The organism is Microbacterium sp. LS_15 (assembly GCF_041954735.1).
Lineage (GTDB): Bacteria > Actinomycetota > Actinomycetes > Actinomycetales > Microbacteriaceae > Microbacterium.
Genome location: NZ_JAVAYD010000006.1, coordinates 89,279 through 110,071, shown reverse-complemented (window position 1 = coordinate 110,071; position 20,793 = coordinate 89,279). Strand labels below are relative to the sequence as shown.

The following is a 20,793-nucleotide window of genomic DNA, read 5'->3' as shown; positions in this document are numbered from 1 at the left end:
GAGAGGATGCCCACTCCCCTTCGCTCCCGCACCGTGACGCACGGCCGCAACGCCGCCGGCGCCCGGGCCCTCTTCCGCGCAGCCGGCGTGAACGCCGCCGACTTCGGCAAGCCGATGGTCGCCGTCGCGAACAGCTTCACCGAGTTCGTCCCCGGCCACACGCACCTGCAGCCCGTGGGTCGCATCGTGTCCGACGCGATCAGCGCAGCGGGCGGCATCCCCCGCGAGTTCAACACCATCGCGGTCGACGACGGCATCGCGATGGGCCACGGCGGGATGCTGTACTCGCTCCCCTCGCGGGACCTCATCGCCGACTCGGTCGAGTACATGGTCAACGCGCACCAGGCCGACGCCCTCGTGTGCATCTCGAACTGCGACAAGATCACCCCTGGCATGCTCATGGCCGCGCTGCGCCTGAACATCCCGACCGTCTTCGTGTCCGGCGGTCCGATGGAGTCGGGACGCGCCACGCTCGTCGACGGAAGCGTGCGGACCCTCGACCTCGTCGACGCGATCTCGGAGGCCGCGAACGACACGGTGTCGGATGCCGACATCCAGCGCATCGAGGAGAACGCATGCCCGACGTGCGGGTCGTGCTCGGGCATGTTCACCGCGAACTCGATGAACTGCCTCGTCGAGGCGCTGGGGCTCGCTCTGCCCGGCAACGGCTCGGTGCTCGCCACCCACACCGCCCGCCGCGCGCTGTACGAGAAGGCCGGCGAAGTCGCCGTGCAGATCACCCGGCGCTTCTACGATGAGGACGACGCGTCGGTGCTCCCCCGTGCGGTCGCGAGCTACAACGCCTTCGAGAACGCCATGGCGCTCGACATCGCGATGGGCGGCTCGACCAACACGATCCTGCATCTGCTGGCTGCCGCGCACGAGGCGGGTGTCGCGTTCGGTCTCGACGAGATCGACGCCGTCTCGCGTCGCGTGCCCTGCCTCGCGAAGATCGCCCCGAACCCCGCCTACGGCCGCATGTACTACATGGAGGACGTGCACCGCGCGGGCGGCATCCCTCGCATCCTGGGCGAGCTGCGTCGCGCGGGCGCACTGAACGACGACGTGTCGTCGATCCACTCCCCGTCGCTCGCGACCTGGCTCGACGAGTGGGACATCCGCAGCGGCTCGGTCTCCGATGAGGCGAAGGATCTCTGGTACGCGGCCCCCGGCGGCGTGCGGTCGTCGAGCGCGTTCTCGCAGTCCGAACGGTGGCGGGAGCTCGACACGGATGCCGAGAACGGTTGCATCCGTGACGCCGAGCACGCGTACTCGGCCGACGGCGGCCTCGCGGTGCTCCGCGGCAACATCGCCGTCGATGGTGCGGTGGTGAAGACGGCGGGTGTGGACCCGTCGATCCTCGTCTTCTCGGGGCCGGCGGTCGTGTGCGAGTCGCAGGAGGAGGCGGTCGCGAAGATCCTCGGCAAGAAGGTGCAGCCGGGCGACGTCGTCGTGATCCGCTACGAGGGCCCGAAGGGCGGACCGGGCATGCAGGAGATGCTGCACCCGACCTCTTTCCTCAAGGGCCGAGGGCTCGGCAAGGTGTGCGCGCTCATCACCGACGGTCGCTTCTCGGGCGGGACGTCGGGGCTCTCGATCGGCCACGTCTCCCCCGAGGCCGCGTCGGGCGGTGTCATCGCGCTGGTCGAGGACGGCGACATCATCTCGATCGACATCCCGACGCGGGACCTGACGCTGCAGGTCGACGAGGCCGAGCTCGAGCGTCGTCGCGCGGCGCTGCTGGAGGAGGGCGGCTATCGCCCGCGCGATCGCCAGCGTGCGGTGTCGCTGGCCCTGCGCTCCTACGCGGCGATGGCGACCTCGGCCGATCGCGGTGCGGTGCGCGATGTCGAGACGGTCGAGCGCGCGCTGCGCGAGCAGGAGCTCCGGTCGGCGTCCTCGCTGGTGTGAGAGAAGGCCGAGCGGTCACGGATTCATCCACAGCTGTGGATGAAGGTGTTAACAACTCTGACCTGGGATTCATGAAATTCACAGGAATGGATCGCGCACTTATTGGCACTCCCGCGACAGGATTGCAACCCCCCTTTTGTGGGACCTCGATGCGGCGTACCGTGCTCTCATGGGTAACGTCGAGACTGTGCAGACCATGGTGCAGATCGAGGTGACGTTCGACGGGCGGGGATTCCTTCTCGCGCAGGACCAGGATCTCGCCGACCTGAAGCATCGGATCGAACAGGCCCTGACCACCTCGGGCACCTTCATCGACCTCGTCGTGGTGGGCAACCGCAAGCTCAGCGTGCTCATCACCCCGCGCAGTCACGTGACCATCACCGAGGCGACCGTGCCGTTCGACGCGCGCGATACGGGAGACATCGACTCGCCGTTCGGCGGGTACTACGACCTGCTCTGACCCGACCGCTACCACCGCGCACGACATCCGGCAAGGCTCCGGCTGTCGGCCGCACCCTCACGGGAGCGCTTCGGCCATGCTCGACCTCCGCGTGGGAGGACACCCGCGTCGCGGCCGTTCAGGCACGCCGGAAAGCGGGTGATCTGGTTAGGGGCTCCAGGATCGATATATTGAAGTTTCATCGAGGAGGAGCTGTGCCCATACCGTCGTCCAACAGTCCCGTTGCGGCGGGTCGCGTCCTCCTTCGGGACATCGTCAAGGATCGCTTGCAGTCGGCCATCATGGATGGCACCTTCGCTCCCGGCGAGGTCCTGCACGACAGGGAGCTGATGGACTGGCTGGGCGTCTCTCGTACGCCTCTCCGTGATGCCATCAACGAGCTCACCCGCGCTGGACTCATCGAGATGGAGCCGAACCGCTTCACCCGAGTCGCCGACCCGTCGCCCGAGGAGACCGAGGCGGCATTCCACACCTTGGGCGTCATCTACGGCGGCGTGGTGCGCCTGGCGATTCCCCGACTGACGCGGGCGCAACGGGATTCCATCGTCGTCGGCTTGGACTCGATGCGGGAGGCCGTTCTCCGCAGGGATCCCGCAGAGATCCGTAAGTTCGGATTCCCCACCCTTGCCCTGTTCGAGCCGGCGACAGGGAACTCGCTCCTCGTGAAACTGTGCCGCGACACCGTCGACGGCTTGGCGTTCAAGGTCCGCACCCCACGGCTGCTGGAGATGTACGACCCTGGGGAGACGGCGGGCGCGTTCGCTGCCCTCCGGGATGCGGTCGTGTCGAAAGACGCGCTCGCCGGCGAACTCGCCATCGAGCGCGTCTTTCAGCTCCCGACCTGAGCGTTTCTATTCACCTGCATGTGTGTTTGCCCATGCATTGAAATTTCAGTATTCTGATGTACAACTTACACCGGAGGTCTTCATGTTCGTTTCCACCCGTGCGCCGCGTCGAGGCCGATGGTCTCGTGTCGCCCTTGCGTCTGGTATCTCACTGGGGGCGCTCGTCGCATCGAGCGCCGCGTCGCCCGCTCTGGCAGCGGACGCGATGCTCGATTCTGCACAGCGCTCCACGCAGGAGCCGGGATACGCGCTGCTCAGCGCCGCCCCCACCATCGACGGTCTGACGTACTCGCAGCCGTTGAACGGTTCACTCGGCAACTCATCGATGGTGGTGACGTCGCCGGGATCCCAGCTGATGAAGGAGCGTGTCGACGAAAGCTCGTCGTTCCTGCCTGCGGCGGAGATCACTTTCCCGGTCACGACGTGCACCTACCCCGGCGCGGACAACGTGGTGACGCCCACCTCGGGAGGCGAGGCCAGTCAGCAGATTCGATTCGAGCACCCGGTCGTGAATCCGCTGATCACGATCCGCATGGGCGGAAACCGCATCTCGGGGAGTGTCGGTTCCGGCTCGTACTACATCGTCCAGCTCGCGGATCTCCGGGTCGCCTCCGTGAACGGCGCCCCCGTATCGTCCGGACAGATCGAGATGGTCGACACCGGCGATGCAGAGTGGGACGGACTCAACTGGGTCCGCCCAGAGTCGGCTTTCGCCGCACCCGCAGCAACGATCACGACCTTCCGGGTGCCCGGACTCGTCTCCTCCATCGACATCGACCACCCGGTGCGCTGCCTCTGGAAGTACAACACCGCGGGGGCCCAAACGAACTCCACCGGATCGGGCCGAGCAGCGATCACGCAGGCTGCCACCATGTCCACAGACCTGGCCGCCTCGGTGGACGCTCCCACGGAGATCCCGGCGGGTGAGCCGTTCTCCTGGACCATCTCCACGGCCAACCAGGGCGCCGGCGACTCCCACGGCTACCTCATCGACGGCGCAATCCCCGCCGGTGTCACCGATGCGCACATCACCGCAGGCGGCGAACAGTGCGAGATCATCGACTCCGCCGTATCGTGCGGCCTCGGAGGAAACGGGGCAGCGGTCGTTCCCGATGAGAGCTCGCCGTTCGTGGCGAACCTGACCGGAGACACCACCCGCATCGAGCCTATCCTTCCCGCCGGTGCCGGCAGCACGCCGATCACCCTGACCGGCACTGCCCCCGCAGATCCCGGGGCGACACTGTCCTTCTCCGCGTCCGTCCGCTCCGTCGACAGCGACCCGGACACCTCGAACAACGTCGCCACCGCCGACGCCATCACCGTCCCGTCCCCCCGGCTGTCGACGTCCCTCACCCTCGTCAGCGTGAACGGCAAGCCCGCCGGGTCGGACACGACCGCTCAGCCCGCCGACGTCCTCGGATACGAGGTCTCGGTGACCAACTCCGGCACCGCGGAGGGCACGACCGTCGTCGCCGCCCCCATGGGCACGGGAGCGGAAAGCGAACTCGCCGACGACTGGACCTGCGATGACGGAGCCTGCTCGCAGGACGTCACCGTCGCCCCCGGGGAGACCGAGGTACTCGCCTTGGCGATCACGCTGGAGGACGACAAGGATCTCGACGACCTGCGCAGCTACGACCAGGCGATCTCGACCTCATTCGGGGACTGCGCGATCTGCGCCGTGAGCACCCCCATCGTCTACCCCGGCAACGGCACCAACCCCGGCGCGGGCTCCGGTTCCGCCTCTGGTGCCGGTGTCAGCCCGAGCACCGGCAATACCGGAGGCGCGACGGGTGCCCTGACCCCGGTCGCCTCGGCCGACGGACCCTCATCCCTGGCTACGACAGGCATCGACGCTACCCCGCTGCCCTGGCTCGTCCCCGGCGGACTCGTACTGGCGGGACTCGCGCTCGTCGTCGGTTCGCACAGGAGGCGGCTGCGCCGGCAGGAGCTGACCGACTAGAACCCTCGAGACCCCGGACCTCCCCGTCCGGTGCCGCGAGCCCCCACCTCGCGGCAGTGGGGCGGCGCCTCCCACGCCAACCCCACGATTCCCCGAAAGGCGAGTCCCCAACTCCCTTTCCACAGGGGCCGGTGAATCCTCACCGGCCCCTCTTCTCGATCGCAGGTATTGGTCGCCGCAGGTACGCAACCGCAAGCTCAGCGTGCTCATCACCCCGCGCAGTCACGTGACCATCACCGAGGCGACCGTGCCGTTCGACGCGCGCGATACGGGAGACATCGACTCGCCGTTCGGCGGGTACTACGACCTGCTCTGACCCGACCGCTACCACCGCGCACGGCATCCGGCAAGGCTCCTGCGTCCGCGACGACCGAGCCGCACCGTGGGGCGATGAGCATCCGAAGCCGATGGACCGCGATCGCCGACGGCGTGTACCGCCTCGAGACGGCGAACGTGAACTGCTACCTCGTCGTGACGAGCGACGGGATGACCCTCGTCGACGCCGGTCTGCCGCGCACTCTCCCGCTCCTCGACGACCTCCTCGCGCACCTCGGCGCCCATCGCGGCGACATCGACGCGATCATTCTCACCCACGCGCACTTCGACCACGTCGGGATGGCGCACGGCCTCGTCTCGGAGCGGCGCACGCCGGTGCACGTGCATCCGCGGGACCAGCGACTGGCGCGGCATCCGTACCGCTACGCCCACGAGCGTGCGCGGATCACGTACCCGTTCCGCTATCCGAAGGCCGTGCCGACGCTGCTGGCCATGACCGCGAAGGGGGCCCTCGGAGTGCGCGGTGTCGAGGCCGCACCGACCGTGCACCACGCGACGGCCGTCGAGACGCCGGGCCGGCCGACGGCCCTCTGGACCCCCGGTCACACCGAGGGTCACTGCGGATTCTGGTTCGAGGACCTGGGGGTGCTGATGACGGGCGACGCGATCGTCACGCTCGACCCGTACACGGGGAGGACAGGACCGCGGATCGTGGCGGGAGCGGCGACCGCCGACAGCGGCCGGGCCCTGAGCGATCTCGATGCACTCCTCGCGTCGAGCGCCCGCACGCTGCTTCCCGGACACGGCGAGCCCTGGCATGACGGAGCCGGGGCCGCCGTGGCCCACGCTCGTCGCGTGGGTCGCAGCTGACCCCGGCTCGGGTTCCCGCCGGGTGGTCGGTGATCAGGCCCGGGCTGCGCGCCCGTCGTTGCCGGGCACACGGGGTGCGCGCGAGACGAACACGCCGAGCAGGATCATGCCGATGCCGAGAACCAGGTGCAGCCAGTTGTCGGCGTTGTTCACGGGGATGAAGTTCAGCTGGTCGTTGCCGACGGCGATGAGGCCGTAGATCCAGACGACCAGGTAGGCCGCCCCGCCGACGATCAGGTACAGCCTGGCCGCCCGGGCACGTGCGGCCAGCGCGATGCCGGCGACCGCGAAGGCGAGGTGCACGAAGTTGTGCAGCACCGACACCTGGAAGACGCCGAGCAGATGAGCTTCGGAGCCGGCTCCCGCGCCGTGCAGGTGCTCCGCGGAGTGCGTGAGCCCGGGGATGAAGCCGGCGATGCCGACGAGGAGGAAGACGATGCCCACGATGAGGGCGGTCTTCTGGATGGGGGTTCCTGCGTAGCGCTCGACGCGCGCGGTGTCACTCATGATGTCCTCCGTAACGGTGCGTTGGGGTGCCTGAGGTTATCGATCGGCTGTGGCTGTCCCGCAGGGCATTGACTCGGTGCTCTCCCCGGGAATATGCTCCCGGGCTTCCTTCCGCCGGGCGACGCTCCCGGCCGGACGAGTGCGCGTCCTGTCAATCCCCTCGGTTCGGCATCGAGCGCTCTCGTACGGTCGGCCCATGCCTCACCGATCGCACACCGACGTGCCCCCGAATCCGCAGCCCCCCGCGCACGACGACCTCCGACGGGTGCAGCATCTCGCCCAGTTGGCCGCGGTGGTGCGCGCCTGCCCCGGACTCTACGTGCGCTACTCGGAGGGGCCCGAGAAGGATGCCGAGCGCAGCAGCGTCGACAGCGAGAGCGGCCTCGAACTCCCAGGGCTCTCGGTGAACCCGCTGGATGCCGAGGAGTGGTGGACGCGCCCCCTCGAGGACTGGCTCGCACGGCAGCTGTCGCAGTACCGTCACCTGGCCGAGAAGGATCCCTCTCGATTCGCCTGGATCCTCAGCGGCGTCGTCTGCGGTCGCGGCCCCGACTGCGAACCGCTGCTCCGCGATGTCGAACCCGTCGCGATCCTCGCCGACGAGCTCCTGGAGGAGGCACGCGCCCGCTACACGGAGAACTTCGACGCGGGGCGCGGCCCGGCGGACGCCGGCTGACGGCATCCCGGTCCACGAGCGAGCGAGAGGATGACGGAGGTCAGAGCGCCGGGCCCCGCACGATCCGCACGGGGCCGCGGGCGTCGCGGATGCTGACCGCCGCTCCCTTCTGCGTCACGACGACCTGCTCGTCGTCGGCGAGCTCGGCGGCGACGCGCCGCACATCGGGCATCAGGGTCCGCCATGACTCACCGCCGACGGTGCGGGCGACGTCGCTGGGGCAGATCGACGATTCGGCGCGCTTGCGCACGAGAGTGCGGATGGCGGCGGCGATGCGCTCGTCGAAGTCCTCGCCGGAGCGCTCCTCCCACCAGGGGATGCCGAGCTCGCCGAGTGCGGTCTTGGCGTCGTCGACGCGTCGGCGAGCATCGGGCTCCGACGCTTTGACGGCTCGGCGCGCGGACATCAGCTCGTCGACGAGCTCCTGGCGGAAGGTGTCGGGGATGCTCGGGTCGGTGGCCCGCCACCGACGACCGTCGATGACGACGTGGTGGCCGTCCGCCGTGCGCTCCGGACCGTCGTCGCTGTCTCTCCCCTTCGTCATGACGGCAGTCTCGCGCGAAGAAGAGCTCGGCGACAGGGTCTTGACGCCGACGGCATCCCGTCCGGTGCCGCGGTCAGGAACCGGTCGACGCCCGGGCGACGAGTCGCATCGGGACGGTGACGCTCTCGTAGGGGCGCGTGCGGTCGCTGAGACGGGCGACCGCGAGCCGGGCGGCCTGGCGCCCCAGCGCCTCGATGTCTCCCGAGACGACGCTCACCCCGAGCACGCGCGCCCACTCCGGCTCGTCGAAGCCGATGACGGCCGGCCGGTCGGGATGCCCGGCGACGGCTTCCATGACACCGAGCAGGATGCGGTTGTTGCCGGCCACGACGGCGGTGGGCGGCTCGTCGAGGGCGAGCAGCTCGCGCATGCACGCGCGGGAGGATGCCGCGTCGTGCGCGTCGGTGCGGAGGAGCCGGCGCCAATCGGCGTCGGCGGGGTCGAGCACGTCGCCCATGCCCGCGAGGCGTTCGCGATACGTGGGCAGCCAGGCGTAGTCGCCGATGAAGGCGATGCGGCGGTGTCCGGCATCCAGGAGGTGCTGGGCGGCCAGCCGCCCTCCCTCGCGGTTGTCGAAGACGACCGAGTCGGCGGCGAGGTTCTCGGCCGGGCGGTCGACGAAGACGACCGGGATGCCGCGGGCCTGCAGCTGCGCGTAGTCGCTGTGATCGGTCATGGCCGAGACGGTGATCACAGCCGTGGTCTGCCGGTCGGCGAGGTCGCGGGCGACGCGCTGCTCCTGCTCCGCCGACTCGCGCGAGTTCGCGACGGAGAGGTGCATGCCGCGGGGGCGGATCTCGTCTTCGACGGCCTGCGCGAGCGCGGAGTAGAACGGGTTCGTGAAGTCGCCGGTGATGAGGCCGATGGATGCCGCGAGGCGTCCGCTCGCGAGGAGGCTCGCCGCCGCGTTGCGCTGGTAGTCGAGCTCTGCGGCGGCCGACAGGACGCTCGCGAGCGTCTTCTCGCTCACGTACGACTCCCCGCCGAGCGCCCGCGATGCCGTCTTGAGGCTGACCCCCGCGCGTTCGGCGACCTGGGCCAGCGTCGGGCGCGGTGTCGCGCCGGTCTCTGTGCGAGTCATGCATCCCCTTGTCGCCCGCGAACGCGGATAGCTCATTATGGCGGCTGCCGATCGGAACCGAGCTCTTCCGCCGGTCGCGATCGCTGTGATAGCGTCCAGCGTATGACAGCGATGTCATATATCGGTCATCCCGACGTCGGAGTCGGTGAGGACCCCATCAGCGACACACCGTAGTGGAGTTAGAGGAGCAACCATGAGGGTCCCCAGCCCGAGGAACCACCGATCCGCCAGACGATCCTGGGCAGCGGCCGGAGTCGCCGTCGCCGTCGGGCTCGGCATGCTGACGCCGACGGCGGCCTCGGCGGCCGGAGAGACGACCTTCGCCTCGTCCTTCGAGTCGGGCGACGCGGCCCCCGTGCTCACCGGCACCGGTCAGCCCGTCAACGTCACCGGCAGCCGCTTCGCCCCCGGCAGCGTGCTCGGCGACGTGACAGCGGTCACGGCATCCGCCCAGAACGCCCCCAACGAGGCCGCCGCGTTCGTCGCAGACGGCAACGCCTCGTCGAAGTGGCTCGCCTTCGCCAACACGGGCTGGGTGCAGTACCAGCTCGGCACCCCGCAGCCCATGGTGCGGTACACCCTCACCTCTGGCAACGACGCGCAGGAGCGCGACCCCAAGGACTTCCGCGTGCAGGGCTCCACCAACGGCACCGACTGGGTCACGGTCGACCAGCGGACCGGCGAGCTCTTCTCCGGACGCGGCGAGACCCGCACGTTCGAGCTCGCCGCCCCCAGCGCCGAATACCTCTACTACCGCCTCGACGTGCTCGCCACGCGCACCCCCAGCGCCAACATCGTGCAGCTCGCCGGGTGGGAGCCGATCGCCGTCGACGGCGCGACCCCCGCCCCCGGAGACCTCATGCTGCAGGTCGGCAACGGCCCGACGAGCTCCGACACCGCGAAGACCGGCGTCGGCTTCACCGGCACGAAGGCGCTGCAGTACGTCGGCCGCCACCTCGACGCAGGGCCGGCTTCCTCGACCAGCGTGCTCTACGACGACGTCGCGATCGACGTCGCCGGAGACAGCGAGCTGTCGTACCTCGTCTTCCCCGTGCTCGACGGCGAGCAGACCTACGCCGCGACCTTCGTGGCGGTCGACCTGACGTTCGACGACGGATCGACGCTGTCCGCCGGCGATGCCACCGACTCCTACGGCTACGGCGCGAACGCGCGCGCCCAGGGCCAGGCGAACGTGCTCTGGCCGAACCAGTGGAACAAGGTCACGATCGACCTCGGCGCGTTCGCCGGCCGCACGATCGACGACATCCTCTTCCGCTACGACCACCCCGGCACCGACGTGAAGGGCGTGGAGGTGCCCACCGGCGCGACCGCCTTCAGCGGCTGGCTCGACGACGTGAGCATCGGTGCAGCAGAGCAGCTCGACACGACGGACGGACTCGTCTCGTACGTCGACACGCGCCGGGGCACGAACTCGACCGGCGGCTTCTCGCGCGGCAACAACCTGCCGGCGACCGCGTGGCCGAACGGCTTCAACTTCATCACCCCGATGACCAACGCCGACAACGTCGGCACGATCTACCAGTACCAGCGGGCCAACAACGCGCAGAACCTCCCGGCCCTCAACGGCATCGGCTTCTCGCACCAGCCGAGCATCTGGATGGGCGACCGCAACCAGATCGCCGTGCTCCCCGCCGCGAACGGCAACCCCACCTCGTCGCTCAACGACCGCAAGCTCGCGTTCCACCACGAGAACGAGACCGCGCGGCCCGACATCTACAGCGTCGAGTTCGACAACGGCATCCAGACGTCCGTGACCGCCACCGACCACGGCGCGATCTACCGCTTCGAGTTCACCGGCGACACCAGCTCCGTGCTCATCGACCAGCTCGTGAACTCCTCGAAGCTCCAGATCAACGGCGACACCGTCTCCGGCTGGGTCGACGGCGGATCCGGGTGGCCGGGACGCACGCGCATGTTCGTGTACGGCACGTTCGACAGGGCGCCGCTGAACGCCGGAGCGACCACTCAGGGCGACCGCAACGGCACGGCCCGCTACGCCGCCTTCGACACGAGCGGCGACAAGACCGTCGAGCTGCGGCTGTCGTCGTCATTCATCTCGCAGGACCAGGCGAAGAAGAACCACGAGTTCGAGCTGCAGGGCGTCTCGTTCGAGCAGGCGCACGTCGCCGTGCGCGACGCCTGGAACGACCGGCTCGGCGTGATCCACGACGTCAAGGGCGCGACCGACACCCAGCTCGTGACCCTGTACTCGAGCCTGTACCGCCTGAACCTCTACCCGAACTCGCAGTTCGAGAACACGGGGTCGAAGGCCGACCCCGTCTACCAGTACGCCAGCCCGGTGTCCGCGACGAGCGGCAGCGCGAGCGACACGCGCACGAACGCGAAGATCGTCGACGGCAAGATCTACGTCAACAACGGCTTCTGGGACACGTACCGCACCGCCTGGCCGCTCTACTCGCTGCTCTACCCCGACGTGACCGAGGAGCTCGTCGACGGCTTCGTGCAGCAGTACCGCGACGGCGGATGGGTCGCCCGATGGTCGTCCCCCGGCTACGCCGACCTCATGACCGGCACGAGCTCCGACGTCGCGTTCGCCGATGCCTACCTCGCGGGGGCCCTCGACACCGACACTGCGCTCGAGGCCTACGACGCCGCCGTGAAGAACGCCACCGTGCTGCCGGCATCCAACGCCGTCGGACGGAAGGGCCTCGCCCAGTCCATCTTCCTCGGGTACACCGAGGCGACGACGCACGAGAGCGCATCATGGGGCCTCGAGGGGTACATCAACGACTTCGGCATCGCCGAGATGGCGAAGAAGCTGTCGGAGGACCCGGCGACCCCGGCCGACCGCGTCGAGCAGCTGAGGGAGGAGGCCACCTACTTCGAGGCGCGCGCCGAGCACTACGTCGAGATGTTCAACCCCGAGGCGGGCACGTTCACCTCGCGGAACGCCGACGGCTCGTGGACCTCGGGTGCCGAGTTCGACAAGAAGGCCTGGGGCGGTGCGTTCACTGAGGCCAGCGCGTGGACGTTCGGCTTCCATGCCCCGCACGACGTGGACGGACTCGCCGCACTGTACGGCGGCCGTCAGGGTCTGCTCGACGTCATGCATGACTTCCTGACGGTTCGCGAGAAGGCCGACTACTCCGGCATCCACGAGGCGCGCGAAGCACGCGACGTCCGGCTCGGGATGCTGGGCATGTCGAACCAGATCGCGCACCACATCCCGTACGTGCTCGCCGAGGCCGGCGACCCGTCGGGAGCGCAGGAGCTGATCCGCGACATCCAGGACCGCCTCTTCGTCGGCTCCGACATCGGGCAGGGCTACCCGGGCGATGAGGACAACGGCGAGTTCTCGGCCTGGTACGTCTTCTCGGCGCTCGGCTTCTACCCGCTGGAGGTGGGCTCCGGCGACTACACGGTCGGCACGCCGCTCTTCGACAGCGCGACGCTGTCGATCGGCGGCACCGACCTCGTCGTGAACGCGCCGGGCGCGTCCGCAGGCGCGGACTACGTGGGCGGCGTGAGCCTCAACGGGCAGCCGATCGCCGAGACGACGTTCGACGGCGACCTGCTGCGCGCAGGAGGCCGCCTCGACTTCACGATGAGCACGACCCCGCAGGCCTGGGGTGCCAAGGACCTCACCGAGAAGCTCGAGGTGCCCACCACGCTCGTCGACGCGACCAAGCCAGGACGCGGCGCGCTCGCCGCGGCGGACGGCACGCCCGTCGGCTCGCTCGTCGACGACAACATGAACTCGACCGTCACCTTCCAGGGAGACTCGGCCGAGCTGGTGTGGACGTCCCAGTCGGGTCCCGTCTCGATCGGCCAGTACACGCTGACCAGCGCGTCGAAGGCGGCCGCTCCCGCGAGCTGGACGCTCTCCGGTTCGCTCGACGGCACGACGTGGACCGAGCTCGACAGCCGTGAGGGCCAGACCTTCACGTGGGACTCGCAGACCCGACCGTTCACGACGCAGACCGCCGGGGGATACACGAGCGTCAAGCTCGCTCTGAAGGGCGGCGGATCGACGCTGGCCCTCTCCGAGGTCGAGCTGTTCGCCTCGGCATCCGCGGCGGACGGCCTGTCGATCGCCGCGGGCGCTCCGCAGCGCGTCGCCGTCGGCACCGCGTTCTCGGGGTCGCTCGCCACGATTGTCGGCACCGAGACCGACGCGTCGGGCTACGACGTCACCGTGGATTACGGCGACGGCGAGGCGGTCGACGACGTGACCCTCACCCGCGACGAGCTCGGCGGCTGGAAGGTCAGCGCGCCGCACACGTTCACGGCACCGGGCACGTACTCGCCCGTCATCACCGTGCGTGACTCGTCGGGCGCGGCGGCCCAGGCCACCGCGTCGATCGAGGTCTTCCGCGACGAGACCCTCATCGGAGGCTTCAACAACGTCTGCATCGGCGACCTCGGGGTCACCGCCGCCAACTGCGACTCGCAGGGCCACGGCTACTTCCGCGACAAGCTCAACGCCGACGGCTTCGTGCAGGGTGAGACCCTGACCGTGCCGGGCACGACGCTGACGTACGACTTGCCCGCCGTCCCGGCCGGGGCGCCGGACAACATCACGGGCGAGGGTCAGACGGCGAAGCTGTCGCTGGGCACCGGTGCCACGCAGATCGCGTTCATCGGCACCGCCACCGAGAGCAACCGCGACTCGGATGCCGTGCTGCACTTCACCGACGGCAGCACCCAGACGGTGACGATCAGCTTCGGCGACTGGGTGGGTGCGTCGGGCAACCCCTACAAGGGCAACACCGTGCTCACGATCTCCGAGGGTCGCCTCTCGGGAACCGGAGCGGAGTCGAGCGTGAAGAACACGGCGATCTACGCCACCGCCCCGATCGCCCTCGCGGTCGACGGGAACGGTGCGCCGAAGGTGGTCGAGTCGCTGACGATGCCGAAGGAATCCGGTTCGCTGAACGACGGACGCGTGCACGTGTTCGCGGTCGCGTCGGACGGTGACCGCGCTGCCGCCGCCGAGCTGTCCGTCGCGGCCGGCACGGTCGACGAGCAGGTCACGGGCGTCGAGTTCGACGCCACCGTGGCGACCGTCACCGGCGGTCTCGGCGAGACGTCGACGGTGATCAACTGGGGTGACGGCTCCCCCGTCTCGGCGGTCGACGTGACCGACGGTGCGGTGCAGGGCACGCACACCTACGCGAAGGCCGGCAGCTACACCGTGACGGTGACCGCCGACGACGGCGTGAAGTCGGCGTCGACGCAGCTGACCATCGTCGTGGCGGATCCGGTGCCCGTGTACGAGCCCCGGATCCAGGCACCGCAGCAGGCGGCGCCCGGGGACACGGTCACGATCACCGGAACCGGCTTCGCGCCGGGTGAGAGCGTCGCGCTCCGCATCGACGACGAGCAGCCGGTCGTCGTGCAGGCCGAGCAGAACGGCTCGATCAGCGGGTCGATCACAGTGCCGAGCGGAGCCGTCGACGGCGACCACCCGGTGGTCGCGCTCGGCGACGTCTCGAAGGTCGAGGCGCGGGCATCGCTCCTCGTCGTCGGCGATCCGACGGCTCCGAAGAACACCTCGGTCACCCTGAAGGCCGGATCCGACGACCCCGTCGCCGGAGAATCGGTGCCGCTGATCGCCACGGTGAAGCCCGCCGGTGCGGCCGGTCAGGTCGAGTTCCTCGAGGGCGACGTCGTGGTCGGCTCGGCCGGGGTCTCCGCGGGAGTCGCGACGGCCGACGTCACGATCGCGACCTCCGGGCAGCACACCTACACGGCCCGTTTCGTCCCGTCTGACGAGACCGCCTTCCGCCCGTCGACCTCGGCCTCGCTGACGATCGACGTCCGCAGCGCCCCGGTGCTGCAGGCGGAGCTCGTGATCGGCCAGATGCGCGTGGTGCAGGGCGGCACGGTCGAGCTCGTCGGGCGCGGATTCGGCGCCGGCGAGCTCATCACGATCACGCTCTTCTCGGAGCCTGTGCGCCTCGCCGAGGTCGCGGCCGACGGCTCGGGCGCGTTCCGCACGGCGGTGACGATCCCGGCGGACACCCCGGTCGGGCAGCACACGCTGGTCGCCCAGGGCGCGGCATCCGGACTCAGCGCGCAGGGTGCGCTCACGGTCACGGCAGCTGCGTCGACGGGTGATGGCCTCGCAGGCACGGGTGGCGCGGTGCCGATCGCGCTGATCGCGCTGATGCTCGGCCTGCTCGCCACGGGCGGCGTGCTGTTCATCCGGCGCCGCCGCTCGGAGGGCTGACCCCCGCACCGACTCGGCGGGAGACCTCGGCTCGGGAGGAGGAATCGCAGCGATCCCTCCTCCCGACCCGGAGATCCCCCCGAACGGACGAGGTGACGACGACGGATGCCGCGGTGCCGCCCCCGTCAGACGGCCGTGAGGCCGTGCGGGGCGACGTTGAGTCGCTCGCATCCGTCGGCCGTCACCACGACGATGTCCTCGATGCGCGAACCCCACTCCCCCGCGAAGTAGATCCCCGGCTCGATGCTGAACGCCATGCCCTCGCGCAGCACCAGGTCGTTGCCCGGCGCGATGTACGGTTCCTCATGCACCGAGACGCCGATGCCGTGACCGGTGCGGTGCAGGAACGCGTCGCCGAGACCGGCTTCGGTCAGCACGGTCCTCGCCGCGGCATCCACCTGCTCGGCCGTGACTCCCGGCCGCACGGCGTCGACGGCGGCCTGCTGCGCCCGCACGAGCACCGCGATGCGCTCGGCCGCCGCGGGGTCGGGCGTGCCGACGACATAGGTGCGGGTGCTGTCGGAGTTGTAGCCGCTCGGCACCGCTCCCCCGATGTCGACCACGACGACGTCGCCGTCCTCGATCACGCGGTCAGAGACCTCGTGGTGCGGGTCGGCGCCGTTCGGGCCCGATCCGACGATCACGAACTCGACCGTGCGGTGCCCCTCCGCGATGATCGCCTCGGCGATGTCCGCCGCGACCTCGCGCTCGGTGCGTCCGGCGCGCAGCCACTCGGGAACCCGGCGGTGCACGGCGTCGATCGCGCGACCGGCGCGGCGCAGCTCGGCGATCTCGTCGGCATCCTTGATCATGCGTCCTTCACGCAGCACGGGCGTGGCGAGCTCCAGGCGCAGGCCGAGCCGATCCGCGAGGGGGATGACGTGCAGGGCGGGCAGCGCGTCCGATACGCCGACGCGGGTGGCCGCGGGGAGGACATCGGCGACGACAGCGTGCGCGTCGTCGCCGTCGATCCAGTCGGAGACGGCGAGGCCGAGCTCGCCGACGGCGGTGCTGCGCACCTTCGCGAGCTCCATGCGCGGAACGACGACGGTCGGCGCAATACCCGGTCCGAGCACGAGCGCGGTCAGACGCTCGATCGTGTCGCCCTCCACGCCCACAAGGTACTGCAGGTCGGGACCGGGGCCGACGATGATCGCGTCGAGACCGGCGTCCGCGGCGAGGGCGGATGCCCGGTCGAGTCGGGCGGCGTACACGGATGCGGGGAAGGGCGTTGTGCTCACGGCATCCACGCTAGTGCGCGACGATCCGCCGCGGAACGGACGCGATCGGCCGTCAGCTCACCGCGATGCGCACGCGCTCCGCGAGGAACTCGCGATTGGCCTCATCCAACTCGAGCACGGCGTAGGCCGTGGGCCAGAGCGTGCCGTCGTCGAGGTGGGCCGGGTGCTCGAAGCCGAACGTGCCGTACCTCGTCTTGAACTTGCTCGCGGGCTGGAAGAAGCACAGCACCTTGCCGTCCTTCGCCCACGCCGGCATGCCGTAGTACGTGCGCGGGATCAGTTCCGGTGCCGCCTCCGATACGAGTGCATGCAGGCCCTCGGCGATCACCCGATCATCGTCGCTGAGCTTCGCGATCGCCGCCTTGAGATCGGCCTCGCCCTCGGCCCTGACCTCCTCCGGCGACTTCTTCGCCCGCGATCGCGCCGTGCGCTTGTCGGACGCAGCCGCCTTCATCGCCTCGCGCTCCTCCGCGCTGAACCCCGTGTCCTTCTCCGCCATCGTCGGCTCCTCTCCTCAGGTCGGTCGTGATGAGTTCACCCTACGGAGTGGCCGCTGGACGTCGCTTCTCGATTCGTGATCGATCAGCGTCGACATAACCCGACGTTCCGCATTCCTCGGCGGTTAGGGTGGGACGCATGGACATGCGTGTCGCGGCATACGCAGTCGTCACTGATGACGACGGGCGGGTGCTGCTCGCGCGCTGGATCGAAGGGCGCCGCGTCGCGTGGACCATGCCCGGTGGCGGTCTCGAGCCGGGCGAGGCTCCCGAAGCGGCCGTGCGGCGCGAACTGCGCGAGGAGACCGGCTACACCGTCAAGGTGGGCGAGCTGCTCGGCATACACTCGCGCGTCATCCCCGCCTCGCAGCGCGTCCAGAAGTCGGATCAGCCGCTGCACACCCTGCGCATCGTGTACCGTGCGACGGTGTCGGGCGGGCGCCTCCAGTACGAGACCGACGGCTCGACCGACATGGCGGAGTGGTTCCCCGTGGAGGCGATCAGTGGCCTGCAGCGGGTCAAGCTCGTCGACATCTCGCTGCGCATGGCCGGTCTCCTCTGACGCGCAGGGTTCTCAGCCGCGGGGCTCCTCGGGGACGGAGATGTCGGCGACCGTCGCACCGTACGCGGAGATGAGATCGTCGGCGTCGACGAAGAGGCTGTAGCCGTGCGTGCCCGCGCCCATCGCGATGCGCTGACCGACGATCGTCTCGTCGGCGTACACGGGCCAGTCGGTGGTGCTGCCGATGGGAACGATCGTGCCGCGTTCGTAGCCCGTGGCGGCGAGCGCGAGCTCGGCCTCCGGGAGTCGGAGCTTATTCACCCCGACGACGGCCCGCAGCTTGGCCCACGAGATGGAGCGCCCGCCCGGAACCAGCGCGAACAGGTACGTGTCGTCGGATCGCTTGACCACGAGGGTCTTCACGATGCCCTCCGGAGGGATGCCGAGGAGTTCGGCCGCCTCGAACAGACTGCGGGCCGCCGGCCGCTCGCGGATCTCGATGTCGAGATCGCGGGCAGCGGCGGCCTCACGCACGCGGGCGTGCACGTCCGCCGGCTCGGCGGCCGGGGACTCGAAGTCGGTCACGCCTCGGGGGCGGACAGCGGGTCGTCGGCGACCCAGAGCTCGTCGTCTGCACGAAGGGCCTGCCAGGCGGCGTACAGGACGCCGACCGCAGCGGCCGCGCCGAGAACCAGGGCGATGACCGAGCCGAGACCCGGGCCCTTCTTCTGCGGCTTGGTGGCCTTGCGCACTTTCTTCTCGATCTTCTTCTCGATGCCGTGACGCTTGGCGTTCGCGACATCCCAGGCGGTCAGCGCACTGCCGACGACACCACCGACGATCGGAACGACCTTGTCGTCGACGACGTGCTTACCGAAGCGCACGCCCTGGTCGACGACCGGCGCCACGCGGCGGTCATAGGTGTGCTGTACGGCCGGACCGACCTGCTCGCGCCCGAAGTTGCCGAGCTGGCGCCCCGCCTCGCGCGCCACATCGGCAGCGTGGCCGACGAGGACCTGCTGGTTCTCCCAGAGCTGGTTGGCCTCCTTCTGGAGACGGCGCAGTTCCTTCTTCCGCTTGCGGCTGATGCTCACGATGCTCTCCTGTCGCTTGGAGTACGGGTTCCCCATCTTGCCACGCCACCCTGGAAGGGGCGAGGGAATCACCGAGGCCTTGCGTCAAGCGACGATCAGCGCTAGATCGAGGCTCGCACACGGGAAGCTCTGCGAGAATGACAGCATGCCTCACGCTTCTCACGTCGCAACCCTGCACACCAACCACGGTGACATCGTCATCAACCTCTTCGGCGACCACGCCCCGAAGACGGTCAAGAACTTCATCGGCCTCGCCGACGGCACCCAGTCGTGGACCGACCCCGCCACCGGCAAGCCGGGCGAGGGTCCTCTCTACAAGGACGTCATCTTCCACCGCATCATCCCGAACTTCATGATCCAGGGCGGCGACCCGCTCGGTCAGGGCGTCGGCGGCCCCGGCTACACCTTCAACGACGAGATCCACGGCGACCTGAACTTCAACGAGCCCTACATCCTCGCCATGGCCAACGCCGGCCTGCGCCGCAACGCCATCACCGGCGAGGTCGAGGGCACCAACGGCTCGCAGTTCTTCATCACCACCGACCCCACCCCGTGGCTCCAGGGCAAGCACACGATCTTCGGCGAGGTCGCCGACGACGCCTCGAAGGCCGTCGTCGCCGCGATCGGCGCCGTGCCGACCGCGGCGGGCGACCGTCCGATCGAGCCGGTCGTGCTGCAGTCGATCGACATCGTCGCGGCCTGACACCGAGGCTGGCCGATCCGGATGACCACGCCTGAGTTCGCGGACAACCGCGACAACTTCTGCTACCGGCATCCGGATCGGCAGAGCTTCGTGCTCTGCCAGCGGTGCCTCCGCACCATCTGCGGCGAATGCCAGACCCCGGCCGCGGTCGGCGTCATCTGCCCGGAGTGCATGAAGGAGGAGCGCAAGAACCGCACCCCCGCCCAGAAGCGGGCCGAACGCCGCTGGGGCGGGCGCTCGTCGACCATTGCCGCCGTGCGCAGCGGCAATCCCGTCGTGACCTACGCCCTGATGCTGATCACGACGATCATCGGCCTCTTGCAGCTGGCCCCGGGGATCGGCGAGGTCCTGACCGACGCGCTGCGCTTCAACGCCTTCTTCCTCTACCCGCAGTTCTCCATCTTCCCGTTCGAGCCGTGGCGTCTGCTCACCGCGGTCTTCGCCCACGGAGGATTCATCCACCTCGCTCTGAACATGCTGGCGCTGTGGATGCTCGGTCAGAGTCTCGAGCCGATGCTCGGCCGGGTGCGCTTCCTCGCGCTGTACCTCATCAGCGGACTCGGCGGCTCCGTCGCCGTCGCGCTGCTCGCCCCGGGAGTGTTCACCGTGGGCGCCTCCGGCGCGGTCTTCGGCCTCATGGCCGCCCTGCTGATCGTCGGCCGCCACATCGGCGCCAACGTCACCGGCATCCTCGTGATCCTCGGCATCAACTTCGTCGTCGGGTTCTTCATCGGCGGCATCGCCTGGCAGGCGCACCTCGGCGGGGCGCTCGTCGGCGCGCTGGTCGCGTTCATCCTCACCCGTACGCGCCGCCGCGATCAGCGGGTGTGGCAGATCGTACTCATCGCGGCCGTGGCGGTCGCCCTCCTCGTGATCGTCGCGTTCATCCCTCCCCTGCTCATCGGGTCGATCTACTCCTGATCAGCGGTTGTTAACAGGTTCGTTAACAGGTGTGAATAACACGGGTGTAATTCATCCCCAGGTGTGAACAACCCTGTGGATAACTCTGTGGTGACCTTGTGGAGACACTGTGGAGACGTGTGGAGAGGAACGTCCACCGCGGGTCCGCGCGAGTCCTAGGACGACGAAGGCCCCTCGCGATACGAGGGGCCTTCGTGCGTGAGCGGGGCGATCTAGCGCCAGCGGGTGGTCATCAGGAAGCCGATCAGAGCGATGCCGAGACCGATCGCGAGGTTCCAGTTGTCGAGGCCGGGGATCGGGAACTGCATCCCAGAGATGTAGAACACGAGGATCCAGGCGAGACCGAGCAGCATGAAGCCGATCATCACCGGCTTGAACCACACGGCGTTGGGGGCGGACTCGCCCTCGGCGCGGGGTGCGTCGGGCTCTTCGGTCTTCGGGTCTCGGGCCATGCCGACATTGTACCCAGGTCGCCTTTGTTCCCGCGA

18 protein-coding genes are annotated in these 20,793 nt (G+C 69.3%); 10 read left to right on the top strand and 8 right to left on the bottom strand.

Annotation, left to right across the window (positions count from 1 at the left end):
* Positions 1–6 precede the first annotated feature (6 nt).
* From ilvD to RAC69_RS09815, 5 genes are all read left to right on the top strand, one after another.
* A complete protein-coding gene (gene ilvD, locus RAC69_RS09835) occupies positions 7–1,911 on the top strand; it encodes a dihydroxy-acid dehydratase (RefSeq protein WP_375086661.1) in 1,905 nt (634 codons plus the stop codon).
* A gap of 169 nt (positions 1,912–2,080) precedes the next feature.
* Positions 2,081–2,371, top strand: a complete 291-nt coding sequence (locus RAC69_RS09830) for a hypothetical protein (protein WP_375086660.1) — start codon at positions 2,081–2,083, stop codon at positions 2,369–2,371.
* A 194-nt stretch (positions 2,372–2,565) separates the two neighbouring features.
* Positions 2,566–3,216: a GntR family transcriptional regulator gene (locus tag RAC69_RS09825; protein WP_375086659.1), complete on the top strand. Its 651-nt coding sequence runs from the start codon at positions 2,566–2,568 to the stop codon at positions 3,214–3,216.
* 205 nt (positions 3,217–3,421) lie between these two features.
* The gene (locus RAC69_RS09820) at positions 3,422–5,179 is read left to right on the top strand and encodes a hypothetical protein (RefSeq protein ID WP_375086658.1); all 1,758 of its coding nucleotides are present in this window, start codon (positions 3,422–3,424) and stop codon (positions 5,177–5,179) included.
* 390 nt (positions 5,180–5,569) lie between these two features.
* Positions 5,570–6,325 (top strand): MBL fold metallo-hydrolase, encoded by a 756-nt coding sequence (locus RAC69_RS09815; protein ID WP_375086657.1) that lies wholly within the window; start codon positions 5,570–5,572, stop codon positions 6,323–6,325.
* 33 nt (positions 6,326–6,358) lie between these two features.
* Here the strand turns inward: RAC69_RS09815 and RAC69_RS09810 are convergent, their stop codons facing one another.
* On the bottom strand, positions 6,359–6,832 hold the full coding sequence (locus RAC69_RS09810) for a DUF4383 domain-containing protein (protein ID WP_341932851.1): 474 nt from the start codon (positions 6,830–6,832) through the stop codon (positions 6,359–6,361).
* 196 nt (positions 6,833–7,028) lie between these two features.
* On the opposite strand from RAC69_RS09810, the gene RAC69_RS09805 reads away from it, so the two are divergent.
* On the top strand, positions 7,029–7,508 hold the full coding sequence (locus RAC69_RS09805) for a DUF6098 family protein (RefSeq protein WP_375086656.1): 480 nt from the start codon (positions 7,029–7,031) through the stop codon (positions 7,506–7,508).
* A 40-nt stretch (positions 7,509–7,548) separates the two neighbouring features.
* Here the strand turns inward: RAC69_RS09805 and RAC69_RS09800 are convergent, their stop codons facing one another.
* Both RAC69_RS09800 and RAC69_RS09795 read right to left on the bottom strand, forming a co-directional pair.
* Positions 7,549–8,052, bottom strand: a complete 504-nt coding sequence (locus tag RAC69_RS09800; RefSeq protein ID WP_375086655.1) for a DUF3253 domain-containing protein — start codon at positions 8,050–8,052, stop codon at positions 7,549–7,551.
* A gap of 73 nt (positions 8,053–8,125) precedes the next feature.
* On the bottom strand, positions 8,126–9,133 hold the full coding sequence (locus RAC69_RS09795) for a LacI family DNA-binding transcriptional regulator (protein ID WP_341936138.1): 1,008 nt from the start codon (positions 9,131–9,133) through the stop codon (positions 8,126–8,128).
* 193 nt (positions 9,134–9,326) lie between these two features.
* Here RAC69_RS09795 and RAC69_RS09790 point away from each other — a divergent pair, with 193 nt between their 5' ends.
* Positions 9,327–15,347: a GH92 family glycosyl hydrolase gene (locus tag RAC69_RS09790; RefSeq protein ID WP_375086654.1), complete on the top strand. Its 6,021-nt coding sequence runs from the start codon at positions 9,327–9,329 to the stop codon at positions 15,345–15,347.
* Positions 15,348–15,472: 125 nt separating this feature from the next.
* On the opposite strand, the gene RAC69_RS09785 is transcribed toward RAC69_RS09790, so the two are convergent.
* Both RAC69_RS09785 and RAC69_RS09780 read right to left on the bottom strand, forming a co-directional pair.
* On the bottom strand, positions 15,473–16,588 hold the full coding sequence (locus RAC69_RS09785; protein ID WP_375086653.1) for a M24 family metallopeptidase: 1,116 nt from the start codon (positions 16,586–16,588) through the stop codon (positions 15,473–15,475).
* 52 nt (positions 16,589–16,640) lie between these two features.
* Entirely contained in the window at positions 16,641–17,087 is a 447-nt protein-coding gene (locus RAC69_RS09780; protein WP_375086652.1) for a hypothetical protein, read from the bottom strand.
* 137 nt (positions 17,088–17,224) lie between these two features.
* Here RAC69_RS09780 and RAC69_RS09775 point away from each other — a divergent pair, with 137 nt between their 5' ends.
* On the top strand, positions 17,225–17,647 hold the full coding sequence (locus tag RAC69_RS09775) for an NUDIX hydrolase (RefSeq protein WP_375086651.1): 423 nt from the start codon (positions 17,225–17,227) through the stop codon (positions 17,645–17,647).
* A 12-nt stretch (positions 17,648–17,659) separates the two neighbouring features.
* Here RAC69_RS09775 and RAC69_RS09770 read toward each other — a convergent pair whose 3' ends face one another.
* The gene (locus tag RAC69_RS09770; protein ID WP_375086730.1) at positions 17,660–18,121 is read right to left on the bottom strand and encodes an aminoacyl-tRNA deacylase; all 462 of its coding nucleotides are present in this window, start codon (positions 18,119–18,121) and stop codon (positions 17,660–17,662) included.
* A gap of 47 nt (positions 18,122–18,168) precedes the next feature.
* Positions 18,169–18,681 carry a DNA helicase gene (locus RAC69_RS09765; RefSeq protein ID WP_341936132.1) on the bottom strand — a complete coding sequence of 171 codons (513 nt, stop codon included), beginning with the start codon at positions 18,679–18,681 and terminating at the stop codon, positions 18,169–18,171.
* A gap of 145 nt (positions 18,682–18,826) precedes the next feature.
* Here RAC69_RS09765 and RAC69_RS09760 point away from each other — a divergent pair, with 145 nt between their 5' ends.
* Both RAC69_RS09760 and RAC69_RS09755 read left to right on the top strand, forming a co-directional pair.
* A complete protein-coding gene (locus RAC69_RS09760; protein ID WP_341936131.1) occupies positions 18,827–19,384 on the top strand; it encodes a peptidylprolyl isomerase in 558 nt (185 codons plus the stop codon).
* 21 nt (positions 19,385–19,405) lie between these two features.
* Positions 19,406–20,305 (top strand): rhomboid family intramembrane serine protease, encoded by a 900-nt coding sequence (locus RAC69_RS09755; protein ID WP_375086650.1) that lies wholly within the window; start codon positions 19,406–19,408, stop codon positions 20,303–20,305.
* Between the two features lie 212 nt (positions 20,306–20,517).
* Here the strand turns inward: RAC69_RS09755 and RAC69_RS09750 are convergent, their stop codons facing one another.
* Entirely contained in the window at positions 20,518–20,757 is a 240-nt protein-coding gene (locus RAC69_RS09750; RefSeq protein WP_096714156.1) for a cell division protein CrgA, read from the bottom strand.
* Between the last annotated feature and the right edge of the window lie 36 nt (positions 20,758–20,793).